Raw genomic sequence first — 13,802 nt, 5'->3', positions numbered from 1 at the left:
GGAGCACCTCCCCCACCCGCCCGTTGCCGGGCTGGGACGTCCGCGTCCTCGACCCCGGCGCAGGCCGGTGAGGCGGGTCAGAGGGTGAGGAGCACCTTGGTGGCGCGGCGCTCGTCCATGGCCTTGTAGCCCTCGGCGGCCTGGTCGAGGGGCAGGGTGAGGTCGAAGACCTTGCCGGGGTCGATCTCGCGGTCCCAGATGAGCTGGATCAGGTCGGGCAGGAAGCGGCGCACCGGAGCGGGGCCGCCGAGGGTGTGGATGCCGGCGAAGAACAGTTCGATGCCGGGGATGGTCACGTCGTAGTTCACGCCCACGTAGCCCAGATGCCCGCCACCGCGAGTGGCGCCGACGGCCTGCATGAACGACTCCTGGGTGCCGACGGCTTCGACCACCGAGTGCGCGCCGAGCCCGTTCGTCAGTTCCTTGATCTTCGCGATGCCCTCGTCGCCGCGTTCCTCGACGATGTCGGTGGCGCCGTAGTAGCGGGCCAGCTTCTGCCGCTCGGGGTGGCGGGACATCGCGATGATCCGCTCCGCGCCCAGCTGCTTGGCCGCGAGGACGGCCATCAGGCCGACCGCGCCGTCACCGACGACCGCGACCGTCTTGCCGGGCCCGGACTGCGCGGCGACGGCGGCGTACCAGCCGGTGCCGAGCACGTCGGAGGCGGCCAGCAGCGCGGGGATGAGCTCGGGGTCGGGCTGTCCAGGGGTGGCGACGAGGGTGCCGTCGGCGTGCGGGATGCGGGCCTTCTCCGCCTGGGTGCCGATCGTCTGCGCGACGAACTCGGCGTGCACGCACTTGGACTGGAACCCGGCCTGGCAGATCTCGCAGGTGTTGTCGGAGATGACGAACGACCCGACGACGAAGTCGCCGGCCTTGACGTTCTTCACCTCGGAGCCGACTTCCTCCACGACGCCCACGTACTCGTGCCCCATGACCTGGTGATCGGCGGGCTCGACACCGCGGTAGGGCCACAGGTCCGACCCGCAGATGCAGGTGGCGGTCAGCCGGACGATCGCGTCGGTGGGTTCGAGGATCTTCGGGTCCTCGCGCTCCTCCACCCGGACGTCACCGGCCTTGTGCATCACTACTCCACGCATGTGTGGATCTCCTTGTTCCTTGTTCCTTGTTGCTGTGTTTCTTCTTGCTGCGCTTCTCGTTGCTGTGCGCTGCCTAGGGGAGGTCGCGCGCCGGGCGGCGGCGCTGGGTCAGCACGATGGCGGTCGTCGGGATCAGGGTCAGCGCGGCGACGGCAGTACCGACCACGGCGGGGCCGGTGGCCCCGAGGGCCGAGTCGAGAGCATGCCCGGCGATCAGGGAGCCGACCGCGGTGCCGAGATTGAACGCCGACACGGTGAGCGCGGAGCCCAGAGTGGGCGCCCGGCCCGCGAAACGGACGGCCAGGGAGATCAGCACCGGGTTGGCGCCGAGCCCGAACAACCCGAGCAGGGCGACCAGCACGATCGTGGGAGCGGCGTAGCCGGACAGCAGGCAGATCGCCAGCAGGATGACCGTGGTGGACGCGGCCGCGGTGATGGTGGTCGCGTACGGGCGGACATCGCCGAGGCGGCCCCCGACGAGGAAGCCCACCAGGGCACCGGCGCCGAAGCCGACGAGCACCAGGGGCACGAGCCCGGCGGCGAGGCCGGCCTGGTCGGTGAGCAGCGGCGCGATGTAACTGTACGTTCCGAGAACGCCACCGGTGGTGGTCGCGCACGCCGCCAGTGCCCACCACAGGTGGCCGGAGCGCAGCGCGGACAGCTCGGAGCGGACCGACACCGCCTGTCCGCCCGCTTCGTCGCGCGGAACGTAGCGGGCGATCAGCCCCATGGCGGCGGCTCCCAGGACCGCGAGCGCCCAGAAGGGTCCCCGCCACCCCGTGAGCTGCCCGGCGAACGTGCCGAGCGGCACGCCGACGACATTGGCGAGCATGGCACCGGAGCCCACCACGCCCAGGGCGCGGGAGCTCGCGGCGGGACCGGCGACGCGGGTGGCGACCACGTTGGCCACGGCCCAGAACGCGCCGGTCGCCAGGGCGGTCAGGAACCGTGCGGCGAGTAGCAGCGCGAAGCTGGAACCGAGCGCGACGACGAGGTGTCCGGCCGCGAAGACGCCGAGGGCGAGCACGAGTGTCAGCCGGGCGGGCAGCCGCAGCGTCAGCATCGCCATGAGGGGTGCGCCGACGATCATTCCGACCGCGAACACGGTGATCAACAGGCCGGCCCGGGCCACGCTCACCTGTACGTCGCCCGAGATCTCCGGCAGCAGACCGGCCACCACGAACTCGGTCGTGCCCATCAGGAACGTGCCGAGGGCCAGCACGTAGATGACGAGCGGAAGCCGGGCGGACGATCGCTCGCGCCCTTCGATGCCCGGGTCTGTGGGTGCGTGGAGAGTTCCTCCTCGCGTGCTCATTGACTCTCTTCTCCAAAGGGGACACGGTCGAGCTGCGAGAGCCACGAAACCGGCTCCATCGCGCGCGAAGAAGGTCGTGTTTATGGGGGGTACAAGCTCAACCTCCCTTTCCGGCGGCTCGCGCCTACCGTGGAGGACATGGATCAGCAACCCGACAACCGCTCCGAGATCCGGGACTTCCTTGCCACCCGGCGCGCCAAAATCACCCCGGAGCAGGCCGGGCTGCCCACCAGCGGCCGACGCCGGGTCCCGGGGCTACGGCGCGAGGAGGTCGCCGTTCTCGCCGGCGTGAGCACCGAGTGGTACACGCGGCTGGAGAAGGGCCACATCAGCGGTGTGTCCGAGGACGTCCTCGACGCGGTCGCACGCGCGCTCCAACTGGACGAGGAGGAGCGCACCTACCTCTTCGACCTGGCCATGTCCGCCCAGCGGTCCAGTCGCACGCCTCGCCGGCGCAAGGCCGTGGACATCCCGCCCCGTGTCCAGTGGCTGCTCGACTCCGTCACGCTGTCCGCGGCATTCGTCACCAACGGCCGCATGGACATGGTGGCTTCCAACGCACTCGCCCGCGCCCTGTTCGCGCCGCTGTTCGACAGCGAGACCGCTGACGAACGCGGCCGCCCCAACTTCGCCCGGTACTGGTTCCTCGACCCCGGCGCACCCGACTTCGTCGGCGACTGGGACCGCGCCGCGAACAGCACCGCCGCCATACTGCGTGTCGAAGCCGGGCGCTACCCGCACGACAAGGCACTGCGCGAGCTCATCGGTGAACTGTCCACCGTCAGCGCCGAATTCCGCACCCATTGGGCCGCCCACAACGTGCGCATCCACCACGGCGGCGTCAAACGCTTCCACCACCCTGCCGCCGGACCACTGGAACTCACCTACCAGCCACTGGACCTCCCCATCTCCGCCCACGAGGCCCACTCCCTGACCATCTACACCGCCGAGCCCGGCACCCCCGACGAAGACCGGCTCAAGATCCTCGCCAGCTGGGCCGCCACCCCTGCCGAACGTCACAACCCACCCACCACCCAGACCGAACCCCAAACCGGGAACGCCGACACCCGCGGTCCGTCCCAATGAGTCCAGCACCTTTGCGCCGGCGGTCACCAGGTCAGGGCCTCGACGACGGGCGCAGGCCGACCGGTTGACCTCAGATGCCCACGCCGGCGCGTGCGGCCACCGCGTCGAGAGTGCTCCGACCGCCGGCCAGGTTCGAGACGAGCGGTCGATGGATCGGCCCCGTGCCCTGGGACAAGGGCAGACCCGTGGCCTGGTTGGTGTGGGCGATGATCTCGGCGGTGATGGAGATGGCCGTCTCCTCGGGGGTGCGGGCGCCGAGGTCGAGGCCGATCGGGGAGTGCAGCCGGGTCAGTTGTTCCTCGGTGACGCCGGCTTCGCGCAGGAGGCGCAGGCGTTCGTCGTGGGTGCGGCGGGAGCCCATCGCGCCGATGTAGCCGACGGGCAGGTCGAGGGCGTGGCGGAGCAGGGGGATGTCGAACTTGGCGTCGTGGGTGAGGACGCAGATGGCCGTACGGGTGTCCACGGTCGTGTGTTCCAGGTAGCGGTGGGGCCAGTCCACGACGACCTCGTCGGCGTGCGGGAAGCGGGCCTGGGTGGCGAAGACGGGGCGGGCATCGCAGACGGTGACTCGGTAGCCGAGAAAGGTCCCGGCCCGGCTGAGGGCGGCGGCGAAGTCGACGGCGCCGAAGACCAGCATGCGCGGGCGGGACGCGTGGACGTGGACGAGGACGGTCAGCGGTTCGGGGCAGCCGTCCCCGTTGCCGCCGACCGTTGCGCGGGCGGTGCGGCCCGCCCGCAGCAGGGCCCGGGCCGCGTCCGCCACCAGCCGGTCCGCCGGCCCGTCGTCCAGGGTGCCGTAGGTCATGCTGCCGTCGCCGAGGACGCTCAGGGTGGTACCGAGAAAGCTCTCGGGCCCGTCGACGACCTGGGCCACGGCTGAGGGCCGGCCTTCCACGACCTCACCCAGGGCCGCCGAAAGGTGCGGGCCGTCGGACCAGTCGACGCGCTGGACGAACACGTCGAGCTCGCCGCCGCAGGTCAGTCCGACGGCGAAGGCGTCGTCGTCGGAGTAGCCGAACCAGGCGCGCTGCGGAGCGCCCCCGTCCTTGAGTACCTGTCGGCACAGCTCGTAGACGGCGCCCTCGACGCAGCCGCCGGAGATGCTGCCGACCGCGTTGCCGTCCGTGTCCACCGCGACCGACGTACCGGTCGGCAGGGGCGCGCTGCCGCGCACGTCGACGACTGTGGCCAGGGCGAAGGGGCGTGCCTCGCGGCACCAGCGGTGCAGTGTGTCCGCGATGTTCAGCATGGTCGGGTCTCCGGGAAGGGGGGTGTGCTGGAGGGCCGCCGCCGCGCCGCAGGGGAGCGTCGGTGCGCGGCGGCGGCCGTGGGAGGCCCGGCAGCCGGACGGGGGGACCGACTGCCGGACGAGCATAGGGTGCCCCGGGTCATCGGGCCGCTCCTCAGCGGCCGGGGCACCCCGGTTCAGAGCAACGCCTCAGCGGTGATGGGCAGTTCACGGACCCGTCGGCCGGTAGCGTTGAATACGGCGTTGGCAATGGCAGCCGCAACCCCCACCTGGACGATCTCCCCGACTCCCTTGACCCCGAGCGGGTCGGCCTGCATGTCCTCGCCCTCCACGTAGATCGCCCTGATCTCGGGGATGTCGGCGTTGACCGGGACCAGGTAACCGGCGAGGTCGGCGTTGACGATCCGGCCGTCGCGATGATCGGTCACCGTGTGCTCCAGCAGGGCCTGCCCGATGCCGCCGACCATGCCGCCCAGGGCCTGGCTGTCGGCGAGCTTGGGGCTGACGATGCGGCCGCAGTCGTACACGCCCAGCATCCGCCGCACCCGCACCAGGCCGAGGGTCGCATCGACCCCGACTTCGGTGAAGACCGCGCCGTAGGAGTAGTAGGAGTGCCGCTCGGGATCCGGGGGCCCGGCCCACGAGCCGTCGGCTTCGAGGTGGGTGCGGTTGTTGCGGGTCAGCAGCCGCTGATAGGTCTCGCCGCGGGCCGGGTTGCCCTTGACGTGCAGCCGCCCGTTACGCACGACCACGTCGTCGGCGTTGACGCCGTACAGCGGCGATTCCTCGTCCTCGACGGCCAGTTCGATCGCCTGCCGGCGAATCTTGTTACAGGCATCCAGGTTGGCGGAGCCCACGCACATCATGGTCATGGAGCCGCCGTGCGGCGGGGTCTGCGGGTAGAGGGAGTCGCCGAGCCGGAAGTCGACCGCGCGCATGGCGAGTCCGAGCGCGTCGGCGGCGACCTGGGTCTGGGAGGTGTAGGTGCCCGGCCCCATGTCGCTGGAGGCGGCCTCGACCACCGCCGTGCCGTTGGCGTTCAGGCGGGCCCGGGCCTTGGCCGGCATGTTGTTGGGGTCGTACACGGCCGCTGCCATGCCCAGCCCCACCAGCCAGTCACCGTCACGCCTGGAGCGGGGCTTTGAGTTACGCCGCTCCCAGCCGAACTCCCGGGCCCCGATGGTGTAGCACTCGCGCAGCCGGCGGGTCGACCAGGGCAGCCCGTTCGACTCGTCCTCGGCCGGCTCGTTGCGCAGACGCAACTCGATCGGATCGACGCCGAGCCGGTGGGCGAGTTCGTCCATCGCCGACTCGATGGCGAAGGACGCGTTCGCGAAGCCCGGACCGCGCATCCAGATCGGGCTGTTCACATCCAGGGGCACCCTCCGGTACGCCTGGCTGACGTTGGGCGTGCTGTAGAACATCTGGCCCGCGAGCATGGTGGCTTCTTCGAATGTCTCGTACGAGGAGGTCTCGGCGTCCATCTCGTGGACCGTGGCCCTCAGACGGCCCCGCCGGTCACTGCCCAGGCGCAGCCGGTACTCGTACGAGGGCCGGAAGCCGGTGCCGAAGTACATCTGCCTGCGGCTCAAGGCCACCTTGACGGGACGTTTCATCTCACGGGCGGCCAGCGCGGCGACGACCGTGTGTGGCCAGCAGCGCAGTCCGCTGCCGAAGGCACCCCCGACGAAGGGGTTGATGACCCGCACGGACTTCAGGGGCACGTCGAACACAGTGGACAGCTCCAGCTGTGTGCCGGGCACATACTGCGTCTTGTCCCATACGGTCAGCTTGCCCCCGTCCCAGCGGGCGATGGTGGCGTGCGTCTCCATCGGGTTGTGGTGGTTGCGCGCCATCCTGTACGTCAGATCCATCCGTACCGGCGCGTCACGCAGAGCGGCCTCGGCGTCCCCGCGCGCGTACTCGGTCGGCTTGCCCGGCTCGGCCTCGGCCAGGTCGGTCGAGGGCTGTTGGGCGTCGTAGCGGACCTTCACCAGGCTCGCGCCGTGCTGCGCGGCCTCCAGGGTGGTGGCGATGACGACGGCGACCGGCTGACCGTGGAAGAGGACCTTGTCGTCCTGGAACACCCGCAGCCGGCGGCCGGGCAGGTTGTTCGATCCCGGGTTGTCGCGGTACGGCAGCTTCGGCGCGTTGCCGTGGTGGATCACCCGCAACACGCCCGGAGAGGCTTCGGCATCACGGGTGTCGACGCCGGTGATACGGCCGCGCCCGATGCTCGCGTCCACGATCACGGCGTGCACCACCCGGTCGACGTCGAACTCGGCGGCGTACTTCGCCTCGCCGGTGACCTTCAGCCGCCCGTCCACCCGGGACAGCGGCGCACCCACGGCGGCCTGGGGCTGGGGACTCACCTGGTACCTCCTACGATGCGCAGCTGACGCTCGACGGTTCGTTTCAGCAGTTCGACCTTGAAGCGGTTGCCCGACAGCGGACGGGCGCCCGCGGCCGCCTTCTCGGCGGCGGCCTTCCACAGTGCGTCCGAGGGGCGTTCACCGATGAGGTGCCGTTCGACGGCGGGCAGCTTCCACGGCACCGTGCCCACTCCCCCAGCGGCGACCTTCGCCTCACGGATCACCCCGCCCCGCACATGCAGCGCCACAGCCGCCGACGTCAGAGCGAACTCGTAGGACTGCCGGTCACGCACCTTCAGATAGCCCGACATCAACGGACGCGGAAGAGCGGGGATCTCCACCGCGGTAATCAACTCGCCCTTACGAAGGGCCTGTTCGCGATTCGGGGTACTGCCGGGTTCAAGGAGGAAGTCGGCGAAGGGCACCCTGCGCTCGCCGTCCGGTCCCAGCAGATGCACGGTCGCCTCCAGCGCCGCGAAGGCCACGGCCACGTCGGAGGGGTGCGCGGCCACGCAGGAGTCGGACGTGCCCAGAATCGCGTGCATGCGGTTGAAGCCACGCAGGGCGGAACAGCCCGAGCCGGGCTGGCGCTTGTTGCAGTCGGCGGTCACGTCCCGGAAGTACGTGCACCGGGTGCGCTGCATGATGTTGCCCCCGATGGTCGCCATGTTCCGCAGCTGCGCCGACGCGCTCAGCTCCAGCGACTCGGAGACGACCGGGTACATGGTGCGCACCTTCCGGTTCGCGGCCGTCTCCGCCATGCTCACCAGGGCGCCGATGCGCAGGCCCCCGCGTTCGGTGACGGTGACCTCCCGCAGCGGCAGGTCGGTGATGTCGACCAGGGACTCGGGGCGTTCGACGGTCTCGCGCATCAGGTCGACCAGCGTGGTGCCGCCGGCGATGTAACGCCCGCCCCGGCGCCCCGCGTTGAGCGCCTCACGCGTGCTCTGGGCCTTCGTGAAGGAGAAGGGATGCATATCAGCGGCTCCTTACTTCCGGCCGGCGGTCTGCTCGACCGCACGCACGATCTTCACGTAACAGCCGCAGCGGCAGATGTTGCCGCTCATCCACTCCCGGATCTCCTCCGGCGAACCGGTATGACCCTCCTTGATGCACCCGACCCCGGACATGATCTGTCCCGGCGTGCAGTAACCGCACTGGAAAGCGTCCTCATCGATGAACGCCTGCTGCAGCGGGTGCAGTTCGTCGCCCTTGGCCAGGCCCTCGATCGTCGTGACCTCGGCACCCTCCAGACGCACCGCCAGCGTCAGACAGGAATTCACCCGCTGCCCGTCGACCAGCACCGTGCACGCCCCGCAAGCGCCCGCGTTACAGCCCTTCTTCGAGCCGGTCAGCCCGAAGTGCTCGCGCAGCAGATCCAGCAGCGAGGTGCGGTTGTCCAACGTCACCGTGCGCCGGGTGCCGTTGACCGTCAGAGAGACGCGGCTCTCAGGCGGGGCTTCGGCGGCGACCACCTGGTCATCGACGAGCAAGGTGCCCCCGATCACACCGCCCGCGACGACGGCACCACCGACCGCGGTGGTGGCGATGAAAGTGCGCCGCGTGGGCGCCGAGGAGGGCTCGTCGACTCCGGTGGGGGGAGGAACGGAGGACTCAGAATGTTCAGTGGACATACTTACGCCTTCACATCGCGACGGATCAGCCGCAGACAAGGACTATGCGGCAGCTCAAGCGGGAAGTCCTGCGGTACGGGACGTGACCGAGGTGCGGGCTCCCACGAAACCGGCTCGGTCGCGCCTGGAGAAGGTCGCGCTTATAGGGGGTATGAACTCAACCCCCTTCCTCAGCAGGCTCGCGAGTAGCATCTGAAGGTCATGGACCTGTGACCCCGTGGCCGAGCCGACCACCGCCGGGCGACATGCCGAGGCGCGAGCTGACGCACACCATCGACGCCCCCGACTCCCACTCGATGACCGTGACGACGGGGCCGAAGATCCCCTCGCGGGCGCACCGGGCATCGTTCGTCAGGCCGGTGAGGACGGTCGGCGCGACGTAGTAGCCGTCGGCCAGGGCCGGGCCGGACGGGGCGCCGCCGACACGGCATCGGCACACCAAAAAGGAGATCCACTCGTGTGGAGCTGCCATGCGCGTGTGCCGACGCCGTTCGATTCTGCGCGGCTACGCGGTATCCGTCGCCACGGGACGCGTATCACGGGCGATGAAAACGTACGTACCGGACCGCACGCTGAACACCGCCCGATCCCCGTCGGTACGCTCGAACTTCGCCCTGCCGGAGACCGTCCGGGGCTTGCCGCCCCAGGTCGGCACGCGCACTTCGGCCGTGGTGTTCGGGGGCACCTCCACCTTGAGGCGGAAGGTGCCGTTCCTGCGAGTCCACTCCGAGGCGACCTTGCCCTGCGGCGTCTGGTAGCTGCCTTCCACATGGGTGAGGTCGCCGACCACCCGTGGGTCGATGACCAGCTTGCGGTAGCCGGCGCCGCCACGCGCCTGCCGGATGCCCGCCAGGCCGCTGTGGAACCACTCCTCGATCTGCAGCAGGATCATGTGGTTCTTCGAGGCGCGGATGTCCCAGTTCTCGGGGATGGTGGTGAGGCCCCCGGGGTTCGCCCTGGTCGGCGCCATGAAGTACCCGTAGCTCGGCCGGGTGTCCTCCTGGAGCACGTCCCAGAGCACGTCGTCCCGGCCACCCTCCATCAGGGCCCGGACGATCGGGGCAAGTCCGATCGTCCCTCCGCTGAAGTGCGGTCCACCGCCGAAGGGTTGGTACCCCTTGACCAGTTCGGCCAGCGCGTCGAGGACCCGCTCCCGCTCGCCCTCGGGCACCAGCCCCTCGACGAGGGCGAGCGCCTGCGCGGCCTGTGTCGCACCGGCGGTGCCCTGGTCACCGTCGCTGGTGTAGCGGCCGAGCGAGCGGTTGTAGAAGGCGTCGTTGAAGGCCTGTTTGATGGTGGCGGCCAGGCTGCGGTACTCGTGCGCGTCACCGTCGCGTCCGATCAACTCGGCCATCCTCGCCATCCGGTCGGCGATCTGGTAGTACCCCCAGGTCCCGGTGATACGGCCGGGGGTGTTCTCGGCCGCGATCCAGTCGGCCAGGGCGGCGTCGACGATGTAGGCGTTCGCACCCGTGCCCGCCTTACGCGTCCGGATGTAGTTCAGGAACGCCTGCATCTGCGAGTAGTAGCGGGCCATCGTCCGGGTGTCACCATACGTCTCGTACAGCAGCCACGGTGTCAGGATGATGCCGTTGCCCCAGTTGATCTCGTCGCCGAACCGGCCGGTGTAACCCCAGTCGTACACGGGGGCCTTGAGCGCGACATTGCCGATGTTGTCGCCGGACCTGGACTGGCCCTCCGCGAGGTGGCGCTGCATCGTGCGCAGGTAGGCGTCGTAGCCGAAGGTGCGGTGCAGGGATGCGAAGGGCTGGAGGTAGTCCGCGGGGTATGCCAGCTTCTCGCGGCCGGGACAGTCCGTGAACGTGGACATCGTGTTGCTCATGATCGAGTAGCGGGCCATGCGGTGGATCCGGTTGATCCGGTCGTCGGAGGTCCGCACATCGCCCGCGACCGGGACGTCCGCGTGCAGTTGGAGGCCGGTGAGGGTGTCCTCGGTGGGGGTGTAGCCCGTCGGCAGGCCGGTCACCTGGACCCATTGCATGCCGAAGTAGTGGAACCGCGGGTGCCAGCTCTCGCCGTCGGGATCGCCGTACGTGGTGTAGGTGGCGAAGAGGTCGGTGCCGCGGGAGGCGCCGCCGCCCATGAGGGACGCCTGGTCGACGGTGCCGTCGGCGGTGAGGGACTCGGCCGGCCGCATCGTGATCGTCGTGCCCGCGGGCACGGTGCCGTCGAGCTCGAGCAGGGGCCAGCCGGCGAAGTTCTGGCCGAAGTCGAAGACCCAGACGCCCGGTTGGGGCTGCGTCACACCGACCGGCCTGAGCCTGTCGACGATCTTCACTGGTTCGCCCGCCCGCCATACGAGTTCGGTGGTCAGGTTGGGCGGCGGGGCGATCCCGGCGCGCACCCAGCCGACGGGAGTGCCGTCGCGGCGCTTCGCACTCTCGCCGAGGTCGGCTCCGGGGGCGGTCCAGTCGGGCTGTTCGCGGCGGGCGTCGTAGTCGGAGCCCGAGTACCAGTTGGCGAGGGTCGTCGGGCCGAGCGCGGCCTTCCAGGAACGGTCGCTGACGACGGTCTGTATGGTGCCGTCCGCCTTGGTCAGCTCAAGGCGTGCGATCAGACGGGGAGTTACGGCGGCTCCCGCGCTCGGGTCGGTGCTCGCCAGTGAGTTGCCGGAGCCGGTGACGGTCGCGCCGGTGGCGTGTGCCGTCTTGAGGGGCGGCTCGAAGGTGATGCCGGTGCCGTCCGCGCCCGCGGTGCCGATGGCGGTGATGGTGCGGGACTCCAGCCGCTCGCCGCCGTCACCGGTGTCGATGTTGAGGGTGCCGCCGACGTGGTAGCCGGTCACACTGCTCACCTTGACGTCGGTGGCACCGGCCGGCGCCGCGGCGACCAGGGTGCCGATTCCCTTGAACTGGCTCTGCCACCAGCTGTACGGGGCGGTGCGGCCGGTCGCGGGGTTGGTGACGGAGCGTGTGACCAGCGCGGTGCCGTGGCCGAGTTCGACGCCCAGGGTGTTGGCGCCGGGGCGGACGAGACGGGTCACGTCGTAGGCGCGGTACTCCGTGGAGAGCTGGTAGTTGGAGTTGCCGGGAGCGAGCACCTCGTCCGTGACGGGGCTGCCGTTGAGCAGTACGTGGTGCAGGCCGACACCGGAGACGTACAGCCGTGCCTTGGTGACCGTCGCGCCGTGCCGCCCGTCGACCTCGAAGGCGTGCGCGAGGATCGGCAGGGGCTGGTCGAGGGCGCGGCCGGGGTACTCGATCCACTGGGCCTCACCCCAGTCGGAGCGCTTGAGCAGGCCCATCTCCCAGGTCGCGGGCCGGCTCCACGGTGTGGCCTCGCCGTCGGTGCCCCAGACCCGGACCTGCCAGACGACCTGCCTGCGGGAGTCCAGCGGCGGCCCGCCCCAGGCGATGTCGTGCTGGGCGTCCGAGCGGACCTTGCCCGAGTCCCACAGGTACCGGCCCTCGCGCAACTCCCGCTCCCCGCGCGCGGCACGCACCTGGTACGCGGCCTGGGTCCAGCCGGCACCCACGCCCACCGTCCGCCAGCCGAGCCTGGGAGCGGCGTCGTCGACACCGAGCAGGATGCCCGTACGTCCGTCGACCGACAGGCCGGTGACCTTCGGCCCATGGGTGTCGTCGGCTTCGGCGGCCCGAGCCGCGGCGATCGGCAGCATCAACCCCACCCCCGAGGCGACCACGCCCCCGACAACCTGTCTACGGCTCACTGCGATGCCCTGATCCAGGGACATGGGAACTCCTTGTGAATCGACTGGTCAGGATCCGGCCTTGTAGTCGGCGTCCATCTCGGCGAGGAGCTTCTTGGGCGTGGACTGGCCGCTGAAGATCTCCTGGAGACCGCTGAGCATGGTCTGCTGGACCTTGGGGTTGGGCCAGAGCTGGTCCATGAACGGCACGGTGCGGTTGGTTTCGATGAACTTCGAGAGTTCGGTGAGTGACGGGTCGACCTGGTAGCCCGTGTCCGGGAGGGTGGGCAGGCTGCCCTGCTTCTTGTTGAAAACGTTCATGCCCTGGGGCGACATCACGAAGTTCACGAACTTCAGGGCCAGTTCCTCGTTCTTGGCCTTGGCGTTGACGCCGTAACCGGCTCCCGCTGCGGCGGGTATGAGGGTCTCGGCGGGGTTGTCGGTGGCGGGCAGCGCCTTGAGTGTGAAGGTGCCCTTGGGGTTCTTCTGCTTGAGCAGGGCGATGACCCAGTTGCCCTGGATGATGCCGAGCGTCTTGCCGGTGGCGGCGAGCTGCTGGCTGGCCTCGTAGTTGGTGCCCAGCGGGTTCTTCTGGAAGCAGCCGGTCTTCTCCATCGTCAGGTACTTGTCGAGCGCTGTGGTCCACGGCGACTTGGCGAAGGTGGCCTGTCCGGCCTGCATCTTCTGGTCGAAGTCGCGATCGGGGCCGTAGACGGTCGTGGCGACCAGGGCGTATTGGACGAGCTGGGTCACCCAGTTGTCCTGGTTGCCCAGCGCGAAGGCGGGCGTCCCCTTCGCCTTCGCCGCCCGGCAGAAGTCCAGCAGCTTCGTCCAGGTGTCCGGCGGGGTGAGCCCGGCCTTGGCCATGGCCTGTTCGTTGTAGACGGCGCCGATGCCGTTCTGCCCGAAGACCGCGGTGTAGGTCTTGCCCTCGTACTGGGCCACGCTCTTGATCGCGTCGGGCAGCTTGGCGGCCCAGGGCTGATCCGACAGGTCGCGCAGGTAGCCCGGCTTGGCGAGGACATAGGTCGCGCCCGGGTTGCCGTTGCCCGGCCAGACCGACATCACGTCGGGTGCCGTTCCGGAGGAAAGCTGGGTGCGGATCTGCTGCTGGTACTGGTCGGCGCCGCTGGTGGTGTAGCGGACCTTGACGCCCGGGTTGGCCTTCTCGAACGCCTTGACGACATCCTCGACGGAGCCCTGGTCGATCGAGGCGAGGGTCAGGGTCTTCGAGCCCCCGCCGCCGGAGGCGGCCTTCGTTCCGCCGCTGCATGCGGCCAGGAGGGCGGCGGCCGTGACCGCCGCGGCCAGCGCCTTGGGTGTGCGTGTGTTCATGATGACTCCCTTGAGGAGACGGTGGGGCTCGGGGACCGGTG

At 69.9% G+C, this 13,802-nt stretch carries 10 protein-coding genes; 1 reads left to right on the top strand and 9 read right to left on the bottom strand.

The window, feature by feature from the left end:
- Positions 1 to 77 precede the first annotated feature (77 nt).
- Entirely contained in the window at positions 78 to 1,100 is a 1,023-nt protein-coding gene (locus tag ACH4G3_RS37600; protein WP_397628680.1) for a zinc-dependent alcohol dehydrogenase family protein, read from the bottom strand.
- Positions 1,101 to 1,173: 73 nt separating this feature from the next.
- On the bottom strand, positions 1,174 to 2,415 hold the full coding sequence (locus tag ACH4G3_RS37595; RefSeq protein ID WP_397628679.1) for an MFS transporter: 1,242 nt from the start codon (positions 2,413 to 2,415) through the stop codon (positions 1,174 to 1,176).
- A 138-nt stretch (positions 2,416 to 2,553) separates the two neighbouring features.
- On the opposite strand from ACH4G3_RS37595, the gene ACH4G3_RS37590 reads away from it, so the two are divergent.
- Positions 2,554 to 3,501, top strand: a complete 948-nt coding sequence (locus ACH4G3_RS37590) for a helix-turn-helix transcriptional regulator (protein WP_397628678.1) — start codon at positions 2,554 to 2,556, stop codon at positions 3,499 to 3,501.
- 70 nt (positions 3,502 to 3,571) lie between these two features.
- On the opposite strand, the gene ACH4G3_RS37585 is transcribed toward ACH4G3_RS37590, so the two are convergent.
- The 7 genes from ACH4G3_RS37585 to ACH4G3_RS37555 form a co-directional block, all read right to left on the bottom strand.
- A complete protein-coding gene (locus ACH4G3_RS37585; RefSeq protein WP_397628677.1) occupies positions 3,572 to 4,750 on the bottom strand; it encodes an XdhC family protein in 1,179 nt (392 codons plus the stop codon).
- Positions 4,751 to 4,926: 176 nt separating this feature from the next.
- Positions 4,927 to 7,122, bottom strand: a complete 2,196-nt coding sequence (locus tag ACH4G3_RS37580) for a xanthine dehydrogenase family protein molybdopterin-binding subunit (protein WP_397628676.1) — start codon at positions 7,120 to 7,122, stop codon at positions 4,927 to 4,929.
- The gene (locus ACH4G3_RS37575; protein ID WP_397628675.1) at positions 7,119 to 8,099 is read right to left on the bottom strand and encodes an FAD binding domain-containing protein; all 981 of its coding nucleotides are present in this window, start codon (positions 8,097 to 8,099) and stop codon (positions 7,119 to 7,121) included. The genes ACH4G3_RS37580 and ACH4G3_RS37575 overlap by 4 nt, the downstream gene beginning before the upstream one ends.
- 12 nt (positions 8,100 to 8,111) lie before the next feature.
- Positions 8,112 to 8,756: a (2Fe-2S)-binding protein gene (locus ACH4G3_RS37570; RefSeq protein ID WP_397628674.1), complete on the bottom strand. Its 645-nt coding sequence runs from the start codon at positions 8,754 to 8,756 to the stop codon at positions 8,112 to 8,114.
- Between the two features lie 199 nt (positions 8,757 to 8,955).
- Complete coding sequence (locus ACH4G3_RS37565) at positions 8,956 to 9,228, bottom strand: aldehyde dehydrogenase family protein (RefSeq protein WP_397628673.1); 273 nt, start codon at positions 9,226 to 9,228, stop codon at positions 8,956 to 8,958.
- A gap of 33 nt (positions 9,229 to 9,261) precedes the next feature.
- Entirely contained in the window at positions 9,262 to 12,471 is a 3,210-nt protein-coding gene (locus ACH4G3_RS37560) for a family 78 glycoside hydrolase catalytic domain (RefSeq protein ID WP_397628672.1), read from the bottom strand.
- Positions 12,472 to 12,495: 24 nt separating this feature from the next.
- The gene (locus ACH4G3_RS37555; protein WP_397628671.1) at positions 12,496 to 13,761 is read right to left on the bottom strand and encodes an ABC transporter substrate-binding protein; all 1,266 of its coding nucleotides are present in this window, start codon (positions 13,759 to 13,761) and stop codon (positions 12,496 to 12,498) included.
- Positions 13,762 to 13,802: the final 41 nt, after the last annotated feature.

This window comes from Streptomyces afghaniensis (assembly GCF_044327915.1).
Classification (GTDB): Bacteria; Actinomycetota; Actinomycetes; order Streptomycetales; family Streptomycetaceae; genus Streptomyces; species Streptomyces afghaniensis.
The sequence above is the reverse complement of the archived record's forward strand: the minus strand, read 5'-3'. Positions and strand labels throughout refer to the sequence as shown.